This is a genomic window from Pseudomonas asplenii, from assembly GCF_900105475.1.
In the GTDB taxonomy this organism is placed as follows: domain Bacteria; phylum Pseudomonadota; class Gammaproteobacteria; order Pseudomonadales; family Pseudomonadaceae; genus Aquipseudomonas; species Aquipseudomonas asplenii.
Genome location: NZ_LT629777.1, coordinates 2,230,190 through 2,246,873 on the forward strand (window position 1 = coordinate 2,230,190; position 16,684 = coordinate 2,246,873).

Consider the following 16,684-nt stretch of genomic DNA (forward strand, 5'->3'; position numbering starts at 1 on the left):
GACCGAGCATGAATCTGTTCAAGCTGCGTCGACCACAACCGAGCCTCGATGACCTGACTGCCGACTTCCAGCCCCGTGCCCGCCACCAGCACGCCGCCAGTGAACGCCTGATGCCTGCCGCCGAGCGCCCCAGCCCGGTGTTCGTCCGTGGTCAGGGTTCCTGGGTGTGGGACAGCGAGGAGCGTGCGTATCTGGATTTCAGCCAGGGCGGTGGCAGCAACAGCCTCGGCCACAGCCCGGGTGTGCTGGCCCATGCCCTGGCGGACCAGGCCCATGGCCTGATCAATGTCGGAGCGGGTTTCCATAACCCGGTGCAATCGAAACTGGCCGACCGCCTGTGCCGCGCCACTGACAGCGACCAGGTGTATTTTCTCAACAGTGGCTCGGAAGCCTGCGAGGCGGCGATCAAGCTGGCACGCAAGTGGGGCCAACTGCATCGCGGCGGCGCCTACCACATCATCAGCGCGAGCAACGCCTGTCACGGTCGCAGTTTCGGGGCGATGTCGGCGTCCGGTCAGGATTGTTTCGGCAACCGCTTCGAACCCCAACTGCCGGGCTTCAGCCAGGTGCCGTTCAATGATCTGGAGGCGTTGCATGCCGCAGTGGACGCCAAGACCGTGGCGATCATGCTCGAACCCATCCAGCGTGCAGCCGGCGTTACCCCGGCAACCCGTGACTATCTCAAGGGTGTCGAGCAGTTGTGTCGGGCGTTGGGCATCCTGCTGATCTTCGACGAGGTGCAGACCGGCATCGGACGCTGTGGCAGCCTGCTGGCCGAGCAACTCTATGATGTGCGTGCCGACATCATTGCCCTCGGCAAGGGCCTGGGCGGTGGTGCACCGTTGTCGGCACTACTGGCCCGGGGCAAGGCCTGTTGTTTCGAGGCGGGTGAGATCGGCGGCAGTCATCACGGCAACGCACTGATGAGCGCAGCCGGCCTCGCGGTACTCGAGACGTTGCTCAAGCACGGTTTTCTCGCCGAGGTGGCCGAACGTGGCCGGTATCTGCAGCAGGGCCTGGAGCGGCTGGCGCAGCGTTACGAACAGGGCGAACTGCGCGGTGCCGGGCTGCTTTGGGGGTTGACCCTGAGCGATGCCTCGGCGGAGGCGGTGGTCAAGGCCGCGTTGCTGGAAGGCCTGCTGCTCGATGCCCCGACCGCCGACAGCCTGCGTTTCTCTCCGGCCCTGACCGTCAGCCAAGGCACCATCGACGAAATGCTGCTGCGCCTGGCCCGCGCCTTCTCCCGCGTACGTACCGCGCAGGTGCAATGCCGCAAGGGTATTGCCGTCTGACCCAGTCCGTCGCCTTTTCCTGAACCTGATTCCGAACCGTCTCGCGGTATAACGCATCGCCCTGTGCCTGACTCTTTTGGCACGGGGTGTTTTTGTCTGGGCGTTATTGCGAGGGGCCTTCCCGGTACCGGCAGGGCTGTTGCCTTTGGGCGGAAAGAGCCTCAATGGAATTGAATTTGTGTACCACCTGGTGGTACGTTTATGGAGAAGGATTTCCATGCGATACAGGGTTTTCAAAACCAGGGGATTCGCTGCCAGCGCCAGAAAGGCAAAGATCGACGATGCCGAACTGGTGTTGGCAATAGGCGCGGTGATCAGGGGGCAGGCCGATAATCTGGGAGGCGGGGTGTGGAAAAAGCGCCTGAACGAAAATCACCATCGCTCCATCGTCCTGGCCCGGGGCGGGTGTTACTGGATTTTCCAGTTCCTGTTCGCCAAGAGTGACCAGAGCAACATCAGCCAGCAGGAACTCAAGAGTTTCAAGGCCCTGGCGAAGGCCTACGAAAACCTGAGCAGCCGGCAGATCCGGCAGTTGCTGGATATGAGAGAGTTTGTGGAGATAGCGTATGAGCAAGCGGTATAAATCCGAGGCCCTGGCCTCGGTTCACGAGTCGGCCAGCGCCCTGCATGCGATTGGCGCGATCAGCAAGGCGACCCTGCGTGACTTCGACGAGTCGTGCCTGGCATCGGTGCCCGACGAGATCGCACCCGAACAGATCAAGTCGCTGCGCGAGCGTAACCATGTCAGCCAGCCGGTGTTCGCCCGCTACCTGAACACCAGCGTATCGACGGTCAAGCAGTGGGAAGCGGGCGACAAGCAGCCCAGCGGCATGGCGCTCAAGCTGTTGAGCATCGTCCAGAAGCACGGCTTGCAGATACTCGCCTGAGCCCCTTGGTGCGCTGGGCGCCGAGGGTCAGCCCTTGGCGATCAGGCGCGAGTTACGCTCGTTGCGAAACACCAATTGCTCGATGGCCGGGCCAGCCTGGTTGGCTTCTTCGCGGGCTTGCAGGATCACCTCGTGGTGATGGGATTTGGCGCAGACCGGGTCGGCGTTGCTGGCGTCGCCGGTGAGCATGAAGGCCTGGCAGCGGCAGCCGCCGAAGTCCTTCTCCTTCTCATCACAGGAGCGGCACGGTTCGGGCATCCATTCATAACCGCGAAAACGGTTGAAGCCGAACGAGTCGTACCAGATATGTTGCAGGCTGTGATCGCGTACATTGGGGAACTGCACCGGCAATTGCCGGGCACCATGGCAGGGTAGTGCGGTGCCGTCTGGCGTAACGGTGAGGAACAGGCTGCCCCAGCCATTCATGCATGCTTTCGGGCGTTCCTCGTAGTAGTCCGGGGTGACGAAGATCAGCTTGCACGGGTTGCCCTCGGCCTGCAGCCGGGCGCGGTATTCATTGGTGATGCGCTCGGCACGCTGCAATTGCTCTCGGGTCGGCAGCAGGCCCTGGCGGTTGAGCTGTGCCCAGCCGTAGAACTGGCAGGTGGCAAGTTCGACGAAGTCCGCTTCCAGAGCCAGGCACAGCTCGATGATGCGGTCGATCCTGTCGATGTTGTGCCGATGGGTGACGAAGTTCAGCACCATCGGATAGCCGTGGGCCTTCACCGCCCTGGCCATCTCCAGCTTCTGCGCGAAGGCTTTCTTTGAACCGGCCAGCAGGTTGTTCACCTGTTCGTCGCTGGCCTGGAAGCTGATCTGGATGTGATCCAGGCCGGCCTGCTTGAAGTCGCTGATCTTCTGCTCGGTCAGGCCGATGCCTGAGGTGATCAGGTTGGTGTAGAAACCCAGCCGGCGAGCTTCGGCGATCAGTTCGACGAGGTCCTGGCGCACCAGCGGTTCGCCGCCGGAAAAACCCAGTTGGGCCGCGCCCATTTCCCGTGCCTCGCGCAACACCTTGAACCACTGTTCGGTGCTCAACTCCTGGCCCTGCTGGGCGAAATCCAGCGGGTTGGAGCAGTACGGGCATTGCAGCGGGCAACGGTAGGTCAGTTCGGCGAGCAGCCACAGTGGCAGGCCGACTTCCGGTTTGGGCGGCAGGTTGGAATCAGGCCAGTTCGATCCAGTGCTCTGCACGGGCGACCTCCATGAACTGCTCGATATCCTCTCCGAGTTCGGGGACGTCGGCGAACTGCTGCTGCAGCTCGGCGATGATTGCCGCGACATCGCGTTGGCCGTCGATCAGGCCGCCAATCAGCGCCGCGCTCTCGTTGAGCTTGATCATGCCCTCCGGGTACAGCAGCACATGGCCCTTTTGCGCCGGTTCGTACTGGAAGCGGTAGCCAGGGCGCCATTTCGGCGTCATGCCGCGATCGAAGCTCATAGGGGAATTCCTCGGTGCCAGACCCGCTGGTCGGTCACGCTGTGGTAAGGCGGTCGGTTCAGTTCGTAGGCCATGCTCATGGCATCGAGCATGCTCCAGAGGATGTCCAGTTTGAACTGGAGAATTTCCAGCATGCGTTGCTGGCCTTCGTAGGTAGTGTAGTGCTGCAGGGTGATCTCCAGCCCGTGCTCGACATCGCGCCGGGCCTGACCGAGGCGCGTGCGGAAATATTCGTAGCCGGCCGGATCGATCCACGGGTAATGCTGTGGCCAGCTATCCAGACGCGACTGGTGGATCTGTGGCGCGAACAGCTCGGTCAGAGAACTGCTGGCGGCTTCCTGCCAACTGGCCCGGCGGGCGAAGTTGACGTAGGCGTCCACGGCGAAACGCACGCCGGGCAATACCAGTTCCTGGGAGCGCAGTTGGTCGGGATCGAGGCCGACGGCCTGGCCCAGGCGCAACCAGGCCTCGATGCCACCGTCCTCGCCGGGGGCCCCGTCATGGTCGAGCAGGCGCTGGATCCACTCGCGACGAATTTCCCGATCCGGGCAGTTGGCCAGGATCGCCGCGTCCTTGAGGGGAATGTTGACCTGGTAATAAAAACGGTTGGCGACCCAGCCCTGGATCTGTTCGCGGGTGGCACGACCTTCATACATCGCCACATGGTAGGGGTGATAAATATGGTAGTAGGCGCCCTTGGCACGCAGCGCCTGCTCGAATTCGGCGCGGGACAGCGGGGTGTCGCTCATTCGTTGGTGCTCCTACAGCTCGATGCTCATGCCGTCGTAGGCGACTTCGACATTGCGCCGCTGCAGTTCGGCACGTTGCGCAGAATCTTCGTCGAGGATCGGGTTGGTGTTGTTGATATGGATAAGGACCTTGCGCTGTGCCGGGAGTTGCTCCAGCACTTCGAGCATGCCGCCGGGGCCGTTCTGTGCCAGGTGGCCCATTTCCCGACCGGTGCGGGTGCCGACGCCACGCTGCTGCATTTCGTCGTCGTCCCACAGGGTGCCATCCACCAGCAGACAGTCGCTCTGGGCCATGACTTGCAACAGCGGGGCGTCGACCTTGCCCAGACCCGGGGCATAGAACAGCTTGCCGCCGGTGCGCAGGTCTTCGATGAGCAGGCCGATGTTGTCACCCGGGTGCGGGTCAAAGCGATGTGGCGAGTAGGGTGGCGCGGCGCTGCGCAGCGGCAGCGGGGTGAACAGCAGGTTGGGGCAGGCGGGGATGGTGAAGCGGCCTTCGAGTTCGATGCGTTGCCAGTCGAGGCCGCCGTTCCAGTGGGTCAGCATGTTGAACAGTGGGAAGCCCGTGCTCAGGTCTTCCTTGACCATGTCGGTGCACCAGACCTCGTGCGGGCAGCCTTCGCGCAGGCTGAGCAGGCCGGTGGTGTGGTCGATCTGACTGTCCATCAGGATGATCGCGCGGATACCGGTATCGCGCAGGGCGCGGCCTGGCTGCAGGGGGGCGAAGCTCTGGAGTTGGGCGCGGATATCCGGCGAGGCGTTGCACAGTATCCAGTTCACGCCGTCGTCGGAGAGGGCGATGGACGATTGGGTGCGCGCCGTTGCCCGCAGGCTGCCGGCGCGGAACCCCGCACAGTTGGCGCAGTTGCAGTTCCATTGGGGAAAGCCGCCGCCGGCGGCGGAACCGAGAATCTGGACGAACATGACGCTGTCACTCACACAAGGACTGAAAATGAAAACGCCCCGGCGAGCCGAGGCGTTGCTCTGCATACCGCCGGATCAACGGTTGGCGAAGTACATGGTGACTTCGAAGCCGATGCGCAGGTCGGTGTAGGCGGGTTTGGTCCAGGACATGAGTGACTCCTTCGGTTGGGTGGATGGGTATCTCTACATATAGTCCACCTCCAACGGGAGATGTTCCAATACTTAGCAAGCTAATGTTACTGAATCTTACCGGCTGAGTGGACCGTTTTCTTGGAGAAAGCTCATTGCAGTCTGGGTAATGATCCGCTCGCCGTCTGCCAGCCCGGTTGCACTGCGGGGCCGTTGGCCAGGCACAGCCAGCCACCTGCGGCCTGATTGAGTTGCCTGGCGGCCGTTTGCAGTTGCTCGCGTTCCAGGCATCGAATGGCCGAGGCAAGTTGCTCGAGGTAATCCGACGAGTGGTTGGCCAGATGCGCCTGCCAGAGCAGTTCGGCAGCTTGGGCAAGGGGCAGGTCCGCCAGCTTGAACTGTGCGGCCAAGGCTTCGCGCTGGGCCTGCCAGGCGCCTTCATCCAGGCTGTCGATCCGTTCGGGCAGGCTCGCCAGGAATGCTTCGAAGTGCCCCAGCAATTCCGGGAGCGATGCACCGGGAGACTGCACGCCGAGCAACAGGCCGGTCCGGCCCTGGAGCTGACGGACACTGCTGAACACCGCGTAGCCCAACTGTAGTTCGACCCGTAGGCGTTGGTAGAACGGAGCCTGGATCAGTTGGCCGAGTGCTCGCCAGCCGGCCTCATCGACTCTACTGTCGCTGGCGGTTGGGCAGAACAGCAACAGGGCCTGTTCGGCCGTGTCGCAGGGGATGGTTTGCCAGCGCTTTTCGCCAGGTGTCACCGGCAGTGTGGGAGCTTGCCGTGTCGGGTTGCCGGGCGCGCGGTTCAGGGCATTGTTGAGGGCCGGTTGGGCGGCTGCCGGAAAACCCAGGGCCATGCCTTGCCATTTTGTATCGGCCCAGAGATTGCCCAGTCGCTCGGCATCCCAGGCGGGTGTGGTGGCATCGGCCGGTTGTGCCTGCTCGGATAGCTGCCTGAGCAACTCGCGGATGGGAATCAGCGGCTTGGGCTGCTCAAGCGGAGCTTGCCAGCAGGTGTCGGCCGGGTGGGTCAGGCAGCGCAGCGCCTGTTCGAGAATCGCCGGAATCGGTTCGCGCCAGCCGATGAGCTGCAGTTGCCAGGCATTCGCCTGAACTGTGAACGACAGCTCCACGCCGGCCTGGCGTGCCTGGGTCCGCAGAGGGTTCAGGCTCTGGTTCAGTCGCGCCTGCAGAGGATAGCTATCGCTCGGGTTGTCCAGTTGCCAGCGCAAGTAGACCGCTGCTTCGCCGCTGTCGTCCGTCGGCAACTCGGTGTGGGTGATGGCGGACAAGTCCCGGCGCTTGTGCAGGCGGTCCTGGGCGAAGGTGCGCAGCCCGCGGTGGGCGCTGGTCTGTCCGCGAATCAGGCCCGGATGCTCGGCGGGCGCGCTGGAACGCAGGAAGGGGTTGGCCGCAGGCAGCCGCCAGGACTCGGTGAAATTATCCACAGGCTGGGTCTGGCTCAGCAGGGCCTTGAGGGCCAAAAGCGCGGCTTGCGAGAGTTCTGGCGAGTCGTCGGTGGCGTCCCGTCGTGCCTGTTCCAGGGCGCTGCTGCTGCGGATCTTGCGGTTCTGCAGCAGGCGATATTCGCGGCGCAGCCCTGGCCAGTCGGCGTGGCTGGCGAAGAAGGCCAGCCATTGTTCGAGTAGCGCGCTGATCGCGGCGCCCTGGTGGGCGCCCAGCGGCGTCAGTGCACATTCGATTCGCACAAGCGCTTGCCCGGCGAACTGATAGAGCGGCGTGGCATTCAGCGAGCTTATCCACAGGCGTTCATGCAAGGCTGCCGAGAGTCCGCCGGGCTGACTGTCGTTGAGCCAGGTACAGAGAAAGTCCAACGCCTGCCGGGCGCCTTCGGGCAGGTCTTCCCAGCCCAGGAGCAGGTCGAGCTGTTGGGCGTCAGCCTGTTGATAACGTCTGCTGTGATGTTCGAACAGCATCGGTGGTGTCTTCCGGGCGATCGCCGTGCCGGGCCGCAGGTCGGCGGTCAGGGTTTGCGCCAGGGTTTTCAACTCCTCCAGCGACTGCGGGCCGACCAGGCTCAGGGTCATTTGTCCGGTCTGGTAGAAGTCCTGGTAAAACTCTCGCAGCGCCTGTTGGAACGCTGGCTCTTCGACCTGCAGGCTGGCGCGATTGCCGGCATGCACGCCGCGCAGCGGATGGTCTGCGGATAACCCGGCGTAGAGTTGGAATTGTCGTTGGGCCACGGCGTCGCGCGACCAGGCGAGGTACTCCGCTTCCAGTACCTCGCGTTCGCGCCGCTGTTCATCCACTGCCAGGCGTGCCCGGGCGAGCATATCGCACAGACGCTCAAGTCCACCGGCGAAGGCCTGGGGGGGCAGTTCGAAGAAGAATTCGGTGCTGCGTTCACGGGTCTGCGCATTCACCTGGCCGCCATGGCGTTGGACGTAGGCCATCAGCCCATCGGCAGCAGCAAAGCGTTCGGTGCCGAGGAACACCAGGTGTTCGAGGAAGTGCGCCAGCCCCGGCCAGGCCAGCGGAGCGTCGTGGCTGCCTGCCGCAACCCGTAAAGCCGCCGAGCACCGTTTCAGGTGGGGCGCATGGCGCAGCGAGACCCGCAGGCCATTGGCCAGGGTCATGCATTGGGGGGCGTGGGCGATGGGCGCAGGCATGGACACTTCCGTTTCAGAGAAGCGCCCATGCTAGCGGATAACGCCGGGTCAGTCCCGGCCGAGGTGGCGGTAGAGCGCGGGGCGCCGGTCCAGCAGATAGCGGTTGCTGGCACGCGATTTCAGCATCGAGACGCGATCGAGGGTGCCGATGATCAGCGCTTCATCCAGGCCCGCGTGGGCGATGCGGCTGCCGTCCGGAGCGGCGATGCTGCTCTGGCCGCAATAGTGGATGTCGTCTTCGTGACCGCAGTAGTTGGCATAGGCCACGTAACACTGGTTCTCGAACGCGCGGGCACGGATGGTCACGTCGGCGACAAAGTCGAACGGCACCATGTTGGCGGTGGGCACCAGGATCAGCTCGGCCCCGGCCAGGGCCAGACGGCGGGTGGTTTCCGGGAACTCCACGTCGTAGCAGATCAGCAATCCGAGCTTCCAGCCATTGAGTTCGACCACCGGGAACTCGTCCGGCCCGGCGCTGAACATCGAGTGATCGAGATCGCCGAACAGATGGGTCTTGCGGTAATTGCACAGGCTGTTGCCCTGGGCGTCGATCAACTGTACGGCGTTGTAGAGGCTGCCATCCTCGGCACGCTCCGGATAACCGTAGACGATGGCGATGTTCGAGGCCTTGGCCAACGCCGCGATGTGCTGCGCCGCCGCGCCGTCGCGGGGTTGCGCCAGCGCTGCGACCGCCTCGAGGCCGATGTTGTAGCCGGTCAGGAACATTTCCGGCAGCACCAGTACATCGGCGCCATGGGCTTCGCTCAGCAGGTGCTGCAATCGTTGCAGGTTGCCCGCCACGTCCAGGGGCAGCGGCGGGCATTGGTAAAGCGCTACGCGCATGGGTGCGACTCCATTCAGTCGGCCAGGGCGATCGGGCCGATTTCGGCGAAGACATCGCCCGGACCTGGGTTCTCGGCATGGGTGTGGCCGCCGAAGTGATTCATGATGCCCCACACTGCGTTGAGCGAGGTCTGGACCGCGCCTTCGACCCAGGCCGGCGTCCAGGACACATCGTCACCGGCGATGAAAATACCGCGCTGTTCAGCCGGCATGTCGGCCTGCATGAAGTGTGCGTACATCCGCTGGTTGTAGCGGTAATGGCCGGGCAGCGCACCCTTGAAGGCACCGAGGAAATGCGGGTCGGCCTCCCAGGACACGGTGATCGGGTCGCCGATGATACGCGCGGCGATGTCCACTTTCGGGTAGATCTTCTTCAGTGCGTCCAGCGCCAGCTTGACCCGCTTGTCGATAGGCTGCGGGAGCATTTTCAGCGCGTCGCTCATCCACGAGTAGGACAGGCAGATCACCCCCGGCTTGTCGTCGCCGTTGTCGAACAGGTAGGTGCCGCGCGTCAGGCGATCGGTGAGGGTCATGCTCATCAGGTCGCGACCGGTCTCTGGGTCCTTGTCCTTCCAGAACGGTCGGTCGACCATGACGAAGGTCTTCGATGACTGCATGTAGCGGGTGCGGTCGAGGGCCATCCACATCTTCTGCGAAAACAGCGATTCCTCGCACTCGATCTGGGTGGTCAGCAGCCAGCTCTGGCAGGTGGTGAGCACGGCGGCGTAGTGGCGGGTGTCGCCCCAGTTGTCGGTCACGGCGAAGCGCCCGTCGGCGGCACGGGCAATGCGTTTCACCCCGGTGCGTGGTGCGCCGTGGTGCAGTGAACTGAGGCTGGTGCCGGCCGGCCAGTGGGCGCAGCGCTCGGGGACATGGCGCCAGATGCCCAGCGGCACCTGCACGACGCCGCCGACCACCAGGTGCTGGTGATCGTCGCAGTTGGTCATGACCACGCGGAAGATTTCCAGCATCGAGTTGGGGAAGTCCGAGTCCCAGCCGCCGGTACCGAAACCGACCTGGCCAAACACTTCGCGGTGATGGAAGGACAGCTTGGCGAAGGCTTTCGAGGTGGCGACGAAGTCATAGAAGGTGCGGTCGTCCCACAGTGGCACCAGGGTGTTCCACAGTTCTTTCAGGCGCGGTACATCGCGGTCGCGGATGGCCTGCTGGATATCGCCGAAACGCGAGCCGTCCTCCAGGGCATCGGCCCAGGCGTCGGCGACTTCCTGGAACAACGCCGGCAGGTCGGCGAGCTTTTCCGCGTAGTGGGTTTGCCCTTCGAGGTCGATCACCGTGCTGCCGGAGGCTGGGGTCAGCGGGTTGGGGAAGGGTTTGGTTTCCAGGCCGAGCTTGTCGACATAGTGATAGAACGCAGTGGACGAGACCGGAAAGCGCATCCCGCCCAGCTCGGCGATGATGCCCTTGGCGCCTTCGAACTCCTGGGAGCGCAGGCGGCCGCCCATCTTCGAGGCTTCGTATACCACTGGCTTGAGGCCCAGCTTCATCAATTCGTAGGCGGCTACCAGTCCCGCGATACCGGCGCCGACGATGGCGACTTCGGCGCCATGGTTTTCCACAGGAATACTGCCCAGTCCGGCCGGGTGCTCGATCCAGTCATCAAAGGCGAAAGGAAAGTCGGGGCCGAAAATGGTCACCGGTTTTTTACCGTCGACTGGGTGGCGATTCTTCTTGTTCATGGCGGACCTTGCTGGCGACCCCTGCCGGAAACGTTACCCGACAGAAGTATAATTAGGAAAAGACTGACGCCATTGTAGGCAGCGGGGAGTACGTAAATAAGACGCAGAGTGTCGTCGTTTTGCTGGTCTTCGATGCTTTATGACGAGAGCATTGGCTATTGTGTAGCAGGGGTGTCGACCCATTCGCGGGCTGGCCTGCTCCCACAGGGTTGATGTCGTATGCAAGACTTTGGTTTGAGCCGGCCCCTTGTGGGAGCGGGCTTGCTCGCGAATGTGGGCGTCAGGGAAGAAACAAAAACAGGAACCGGATTAGAGCGGTTGGCCTCGATCCACCTTGCTACTGAGAATGATCGAGGTTGTGGTCTTCTCAACGCCCTCGACGCTGCCGATCTGGTCGAGCAACTGATCCAGTTGCTCCGGCGAATCACTGCGCAACCATGCCACGTAGTCGAATTCCCCGCTCACCGCACAGAGCTGCTGGATCTGCGCCATGGCGCTGAGCCTGCGCACCACATCCTTGCCGGAGCGCGGCTGCACCGTGATCCCGACATAGGCCTGCAAGCCGCCATCGACCACCCGCTGGCCGAGACGAACGCCATAACCGGTAATCACCTTGGCCTTTTCCAGCCGTGCCAGCCGCGAGGTCACCGTCGTGCGGGCGATGCCCAACTGCCGAGCGAGCATCGCCACGCTTTCGCGGGCATTGATCTGCAAAGCAGCGATCAGTTGTCGGTCGATTTCGTCGAGGGTGATACGGCTGTCAGGCACGGTGCTGCTCCGTCGGTGAGGCGTGCTCACATTATTGGTCGAGTTGATCCGCGGCGTGCAGGCCAGGGATCTGATAGCGAGTACTGCGCCCACCGCCGGGAAGGCGGATCAGGCAACCCTTTTCCAGCAAGTCGGTCAGATGGCGCGTTGCCGTGGCCTTACTGACCTTGGCGACCGCCTGATACTGCGCGGCGCTGATCCCGTTCGCGAAGCCTTTCTCGCCGCCATCGAGCAAGCGATTCAGTACCTTCAACTGCTCGGCCGAGAGCTGATGCTGACGATGCTGCTGCCAATACCGGGTCTTGATCAATACGCGATCTATCCGATGCTGGGCTTGTTCCAGACTGCGTAGCAAGGTTTGGAGAAACCACTGCAACCAGGCGGTGATATCCAGCGAGCCTTTCTGACTGCTTTCGAGTATCTGGTAATAGCCCTTGCGGTCTTCGAGGATGCTGGCGGACATCGCATAAAAGCGGATGGCCTGCTGCTCGGCCTGCGCCAGGGCCAGGTCGGTGAGGCTGCGGGTCAAACGGCCGTTGCCATCATCGAACGGATGCAGCGTCACAAACCAGAAGTGGGCGATGGCGGCACGTAGGAGTGGATGCAGTGTGTTATCCGTTTGGCTGATGTTGAACCACTGGATAAAGGTCAGCAATTCCTGGTCGAGCTTGTTACGCGGTGGCGCCTCGAAGTGCACGACTGGCCGATCGAGCCGCCCAGAGACGACTTGCATCGGCTCGTCACCCCGCAACTTGCCCAGACTGATACGCGCTATCAAAGGACCTTCGTCAGCAGGAAAAAGCAATGTGTGCCAATGCAGCAGGCGTTCCAGGCTCAGTGGTTGTGCGTGGTGCTGGGTCGCATCCAGAAGCAACTCGGCCAGACCTTCGCTGCGCGGACTGACCTGATGATCCGCAGCCAGCCCCAGGCGTCTTGCGAGCGAGGAGCGGACCGAGCCGGCATTCAACTGCTCGCCCTCGATAGCCGAGGAGGTGATGATGTTTTGCAGCAGGGCATCCAGTTCGTTCTGTGCGCTGCTGTCTCTGTCGATAGCGCGAGCCATGCCGAGCAAGCGCCCCTGGGCCTTACTGCATGCCAGCAGGTCGGGAGCCAGAGCTTCGGCTTGCCAGCTGAAATTGGGCCAGTCGGACTGCTGCCAGATCCAGTAGGGAATGTTGGTCATTAGCGTCTCGGCGGATGCGTGAGCCGAATAAAAAGGCTATTCGGCTCATTTTGTGAGCCGATTGTGCGAGTTATTCGGCTTAGCGTCCAGTTGTGGCTTATTCACGGACGCTTCTTTTTCTGCGGGCTAGTTGGGAAATCAGAGCGTTTTTTTAGCGGCTTTTCCTACGGTATTTGCGTTGATCGCACCCGTTTAGGCGCCTAGTGTTGGACTATCGCTGCAAAATCAGCGATGCGGACTGGACACCCGTGGCTTATTTAGGATTAATCGCACAACGCCGTGAGAACGGTGCCGTTGTGCCCGCGATATGGCGGGCTGTGCGCGGGACACTTTGTGTGTGCCGGGTCCTAATCCCCCGGTTTGTCCACCCGCGTACAATTCGCCACCCCTTTCACTGGACAAGAGAAAACTGGCGAACTCCTCTCAGTAATTCGGAAGGAGTTTTACTCGTGACCAAAAAAATTACGCCCGATCCGCCACCTTGCCGCACATCCAGTCTTTCTGAAAAAGGCGATTATTTACGCAGCGTCATGCGTAACGCCTGATCAGATCAACTCAGACCCACCACCGCCGCTTCTGCTCGATAGCCTCGTCAGCACCGCTTTCGATCCCGCCGCCTCCGGCTCTGCTCAACAGCCTTTGTTTGTTGTTCAGTCGGGCATTACTGCCAGAGTCGCGCTAGCCCATGTGTCGGATCTGCTCAAAATCGCTGAGTTGAATGGCGACGAGATCGGTCCGCGCCTCTATGGTATCGATCGGGATCTGTTCATCGGTGTGATGCACTCGCTTGAGTTGTCGCGAGCCGTGGTGGATTCCCTTCTGGCCTCCGGTGAGCCGCAGCCGTCAGTCTAAAACTGTGCCAGTAACTGTCAGTCAAATCGGCGGTTACTGGCGTGTGGGTTACGTTTTGTTGCTACTTGCCCTCTTCAAACCGCCTTGCTTCGCGGTCACCATTGCGCAATACTCAGTCCAACAACTAACCCTCATGACCGGTGTGGCTTGACCATCTGGTTGGAGGGGAAAAAAGCCGGCGCAAGCCGGTTTTTTCGTTTCCGGAGTACGGAAATGCAAGGGAAACCAGTTCTAGAGTCTCTACGCACCCGCATCTATTATTGACGGATACAACTTTTACTACGGCTGTTTGCTCACTGGAAGCGAAAGCACATCAACGCACAGGAGCTAGCCGACTGCCAGTTACCCCGAGTGATTCCAGGCCGAAAGCCGACTATCAAACCTGAATCCTGGTACGGCCAGCCAGCGTTGTTGCAGGAGATTCTGGCGCTGGCAATTCCCGTACGTGGTAGTAAGGCCGCAGTGTTCAAATGGATGGAGCAACCCAACCAGTACCTGGATGGGGAGCGTCCGATAGGTAAGCGTCCGCCCAACTCACCTTGCGTAAGTTAGGCAGGCACCCACTGATGCGGCAGCAACTGCCCGATCTCACTGGCCCGCTGTGTCGGCAGCCGCGCCAGCACATCTTTGAGATAGGCATACGGATCATGCCCATTCATGCGTGCCGACTGGATCAGGCTCATGATTGCAGCCGCCCGTTTACCACTGCGCAGCGACCCGGCAAACAGCCAGTTCGAGCGCCCGAGTGCCCATGGCCGTATCTGGTTCTCGACCTGATTGTTATCGATCGGCACAGCTCCATCGTCCAGGTAGCGCGTCAGCGCTACCCAGCGTTTCAGGCTGTAGTCGAGGGCTTTGGCCGTGGCTGATCCGTTGGGCACCAAGTCGCGCTGGGCCAACATCCAGTCATGCAGTTTTTTGAAGATCGGTACCGCCATTTCCTGACGTATTCGCCAACGATCTTCATCACTCATGTCCCGCGCTTGGCGCTCGACTTCGTACAAGCCGCTGATCGAGTGCAGCGCTTGTTCGGCCAACTGACTTTTGTTCGCAACATGCAGGTCGAAAAACTTGCGACGGGCGTGGGCCATGCAGCCGATTTCAGTGATGCCTTGCTCAAAACCTGCTTTGTAGCCAGCGAAGTCATCGCAGACCAACTTGCCGTTCCAGTCGCCCAGGAAGTTGCGCGCATGTTCGCCTGCACGGCTTGGGCTGAAATCGTAAACCACAGCTTTGAGCGCCGAAAACGGCGTCGTGCTGTAGGCCCAGACATAGGCTCGGTGGGTTTTCTTCTCACCCGGCGCAAGCATTTGCACCGGTGTTTCATCAGCGTGAATCACACCTTGGTTCAGCACGGCTTCACGCAGTGCATCGACAAGCGGCTGGAGCCGCACACCGGTTTGTCCGACCCACTGGGCCAAGGTCGAGCGAGCGATTGCCAGCCCGGCGCGGCCAAAAATTTTCTCCTGCCGGTACAGCGGCAAGTGATCGGCAAACTTGGCCACCATTACGTGGGCCAGCAAGCCTGCGGTCGGGATACCTTTGTCGATAACCTGCGCTGGCACCGGCGCTTGGATCAGTGTTTCGCACTGACGGCAGGCCCATTTACCACGTACATGCTGCTCGACGGTAAACACGCCTGGCGTGTAATCCAGCTTCTCGCTAACGTCTTCGCCGATGCGTTGAAGTTGGCAGCCACAAGCGCACTGAGTGTTTTCCGGTTCGTGACGAATCACCGTGCGTGGAAACTGCGGTGGCAATGGCGCACGTTTGGGGGATTGCCGTGGCTCGGCCTGTGACGAAGCTGGGAGGAGCTGTTTCAGCTCTGCCTCGATAGCTTCAAGGTCTGTATCGAGCAGGTCATCCAGCAAGCTGCCTTGCGCCGGACTGATTTGCTCGCTGCGCTTGGCAAACTTGTGGCGTTTGAGCAGGGCAATTTCGTAAGTGAGCTGCTCGATGATGGTTTCATCGTTCTGGATCTTTCTGCTCATCGCCTCGACTTGGGACTGCAACTGCAACGCCTGTGCCGCCAAGGCACGAAGCTGTTCCGGGGTCATCTGGTCGAGGTTGGGCGAGAAAGTCATGCCACCGATTGTGCCAGAGCAGGCCCGAAACGACGATAAGCAGACCGGTCAAATGGCCGGCGATTACAGCATGCTGATCACGCCACCCGCGCCGACTCGCTGCCACGGCAAACCCAGTACCAACGCCTGGAGTTGTTCGCTGTCGAGTTCGACCTCGCAGCCGTGGCGAATGCCGGGCCAGTGAAACTTGCCTTGATTCAGGCGCCGCGCGGCAAGCCAGACGCCCACACCATCATGCACCAGCACCTTCATCCGGTTAGCCCGGCGATTGGTGAACAGATAAGCGCAGTGCGGCTTCGCCGCACCGAACACCGCTATCACCCGGGCTAATGCGGTTTCGGTACCGGCGCGCATATCCATCGGCTCGGTGGCCAGCCAGATCGCATTGATGCGGATCATTGGGCCACAGCCCGTATAAATTGCGCGCAGCCCTCGGGATCTGAGGTTGGCCATTTCACTGTGATCACTTGGCCGGCCATGGGCAACTCGATGATCACTGACGCTTCGGCTGGCCGTTTAGGTGCGGCTTTTAGCGGAACGAATGCCGGTAGTGAAGTCGCTGCAGGCTGGTCTCGATAGAGCGGCATCCATTTGCGGATGACATTGGCATTGATGCCGTGGCTGATGGCAACACTCGACACGGTTGCCCCTGGTTGCAGGCATTCCTGAACGACCTGGGCTTTGAACGGTTTCGGATAAGAGCTTCGTTGGCGCATGAAAATCCTGGCGATAAGGGTGATTGCGTCCGCTTAAAAATACGCGGACACCATCGCCCTTAATGCTGGAGTTCGGAAGGTGAGTTCGCCGTACGCTTACGGAGATTCTGGCGCTGGCAATTTCCGTACGTGGTAGTAAGGCCGCAGTGTTCAAATGGATGGAGCAACCCAACCAGTACCTGGATGGGGAGCGTCCGATAGAGCTGGCAGAAACAGTCGAAGGTGCTAATCAGGTGTTGGCATACATTCGGAATTGGATTGTGCAACACGCACCTGGCGGTGGGCAGACATTGACCGTGGGATTACCGGCGTTTTTGGAGAGAACGCCTGAATAGAGCTGGGTCATCGTCAGTCTGTCAAAACATGCAAACCAGAAACGCAAAAGCCGCGCAATGCGCGGCTTTGAAGTTGGTGGGCCCACACGGACTCGAACCGTGGACCAAAGGATTATGAGTCCTCTGCTCTAACCGACTGAGCTATAGGCCC

At 61.4% G+C, this 16,684-nt stretch carries 16 protein-coding genes, 1 tRNA gene and 2 pseudogenes; 5 read left to right on the top strand and 14 right to left on the bottom strand.

From position 1 onward, the window contains the following. The first annotated feature begins 8 nt into the window (after positions 1–8). The 3 genes from BLU37_RS10105 (at position 9) to BLU37_RS10115 (ending at position 2,179) form a co-directional block, all read left to right on the top strand. Complete coding sequence (locus BLU37_RS10105; protein WP_090204544.1) at positions 9–1,292, top strand: aspartate aminotransferase family protein; 1,284 nt, start codon at positions 9–11, stop codon at positions 1,290–1,292. 217 nt (positions 1,293–1,509) lie between these two features. After that, a complete protein-coding gene (locus BLU37_RS10110; RefSeq protein ID WP_019362998.1) occupies positions 1,510–1,875 on the top strand; it encodes a type II toxin-antitoxin system RelE/ParE family toxin in 366 nt (121 codons plus the stop codon). Then, complete coding sequence (locus BLU37_RS10115) at positions 1,859–2,179, top strand: helix-turn-helix domain-containing protein (RefSeq protein ID WP_010444211.1); 321 nt, start codon at positions 1,859–1,861, stop codon at positions 2,177–2,179. The genes BLU37_RS10110 and BLU37_RS10115 overlap by 17 nt, the downstream gene beginning before the upstream one ends. Positions 2,180–2,206: 27 nt before the next feature. On the opposite strand, the gene pqqE is transcribed toward BLU37_RS10115, so the two are convergent. The 10 genes from pqqE to BLU37_RS10165 form a co-directional block, all read right to left on the bottom strand. After that, complete coding sequence (gene pqqE / locus BLU37_RS10120) at positions 2,207–3,373, bottom strand: pyrroloquinoline quinone biosynthesis protein PqqE (protein WP_019362999.1); 1,167 nt, start codon at positions 3,371–3,373, stop codon at positions 2,207–2,209. Continuing rightward, positions 3,345–3,620: a pyrroloquinoline quinone biosynthesis peptide chaperone PqqD gene (pqqD, locus tag BLU37_RS10125; protein ID WP_010444209.1), complete on the bottom strand. Its 276-nt coding sequence runs from the start codon at positions 3,618–3,620 to the stop codon at positions 3,345–3,347. Before pqqD ends, pqqE begins: the two co-directional genes overlap by 29 nt. Then, positions 3,617–4,369 carry a pyrroloquinoline-quinone synthase PqqC gene (pqqC, locus tag BLU37_RS10130; protein ID WP_090204546.1) on the bottom strand — a complete coding sequence of 251 codons (753 nt, stop codon included), beginning with the start codon at positions 4,367–4,369 and terminating at the stop codon, positions 3,617–3,619. Before pqqC ends, pqqD begins: the two co-directional genes overlap by 4 nt. 12 nt (positions 4,370–4,381) lie before the next feature. Next, positions 4,382–5,293, bottom strand: coding sequence for a pyrroloquinoline quinone biosynthesis protein PqqB (gene pqqB / locus BLU37_RS10135; protein WP_090210923.1), 912 nt, complete (start codon positions 5,291–5,293; stop codon positions 4,382–4,384). 75 nt (positions 5,294–5,368) lie between these two features. Next, entirely contained in the window at positions 5,369–5,443 is a 75-nt protein-coding gene (gene pqqA / locus BLU37_RS10140; RefSeq protein ID WP_010444206.1) for a pyrroloquinoline quinone precursor peptide PqqA, read from the bottom strand. Positions 5,444–5,574: 131 nt separating this feature from the next. After that, positions 5,575–8,055 carry a pyrroloquinoline quinone biosynthesis protein PqqF gene (pqqF, locus tag BLU37_RS10145; protein WP_090204549.1) on the bottom strand — a complete coding sequence of 827 codons (2,481 nt, stop codon included), beginning with the start codon at positions 8,053–8,055 and terminating at the stop codon, positions 5,575–5,577. A 48-nt stretch (positions 8,056–8,103) separates the two neighbouring features. Continuing rightward, positions 8,104–8,898 carry a carbon-nitrogen hydrolase family protein gene (locus BLU37_RS10150; protein WP_090204552.1) on the bottom strand — a complete coding sequence of 265 codons (795 nt, stop codon included), beginning with the start codon at positions 8,896–8,898 and terminating at the stop codon, positions 8,104–8,106. A gap of 14 nt (positions 8,899–8,912) precedes the next feature. Beyond that, complete coding sequence (locus tag BLU37_RS10155; RefSeq protein ID WP_090204555.1) at positions 8,913–10,595, bottom strand: flavin monoamine oxidase family protein; 1,683 nt, start codon at positions 10,593–10,595, stop codon at positions 8,913–8,915. Positions 10,596–10,904: 309 nt separating this feature from the next. After that, entirely contained in the window at positions 10,905–11,363 is a 459-nt protein-coding gene (locus BLU37_RS10160) for an Lrp/AsnC family transcriptional regulator (protein ID WP_090204557.1), read from the bottom strand. 31 nt (positions 11,364–11,394) lie between these two features. Then, the gene (locus tag BLU37_RS10165) at positions 11,395–12,546 is read right to left on the bottom strand and encodes a Fic family protein (protein ID WP_090204561.1); all 1,152 of its coding nucleotides are present in this window, start codon (positions 12,544–12,546) and stop codon (positions 11,395–11,397) included. A gap of 1,140 nt (positions 12,547–13,686) precedes the next feature. Between BLU37_RS10165 and BLU37_RS10175 the strand changes: the two are divergent. Beyond that, positions 13,687–13,914: pseudogene (locus tag BLU37_RS10175) on the top strand (6-hydroxy-3-succinoylpyridine hydroxylase); the annotation flags it as partial. Between the two features lie 32 nt (positions 13,915–13,946). On the opposite strand, the gene tnpC reads toward BLU37_RS10175, so the two are convergent. The 3 genes from tnpC to tnpA all read right to left on the bottom strand — a co-directional run bounded on the left by tnpC (position 13,947) and on the right by tnpA (position 16,198). Beyond that, entirely contained in the window at positions 13,947–15,482 is a 1,536-nt protein-coding gene (gene tnpC, locus BLU37_RS10180) for an IS66 family transposase (protein ID WP_029530957.1), read from the bottom strand. Between the two features lie 63 nt (positions 15,483–15,545). Continuing rightward, on the bottom strand, positions 15,546–15,881 hold the full coding sequence (gene tnpB / locus BLU37_RS29435; protein ID WP_157696370.1) for an IS66 family insertion sequence element accessory protein TnpB: 336 nt from the start codon (positions 15,879–15,881) through the stop codon (positions 15,546–15,548). Continuing rightward, complete coding sequence (gene tnpA, locus BLU37_RS10190; protein WP_080589852.1) at positions 15,878–16,198, bottom strand: IS66-like element accessory protein TnpA; 321 nt, start codon at positions 16,196–16,198, stop codon at positions 15,878–15,880. The genes tnpB and tnpA overlap by 4 nt, the downstream gene beginning before the upstream one ends. A 95-nt stretch (positions 16,199–16,293) precedes the next feature. Here tnpA and BLU37_RS10195 point away from each other — a divergent pair. Then, positions 16,294–16,533: pseudogene (locus BLU37_RS10195) on the top strand (antitoxin Xre/MbcA/ParS toxin-binding domain-containing protein); the annotation flags it as partial. A 74-nt stretch (positions 16,534–16,607) separates the two neighbouring features. Here the strand turns inward: BLU37_RS10195 and BLU37_RS10200 are convergent. Then, positions 16,608–16,684 (bottom strand) — tRNA-Ile (locus BLU37_RS10200).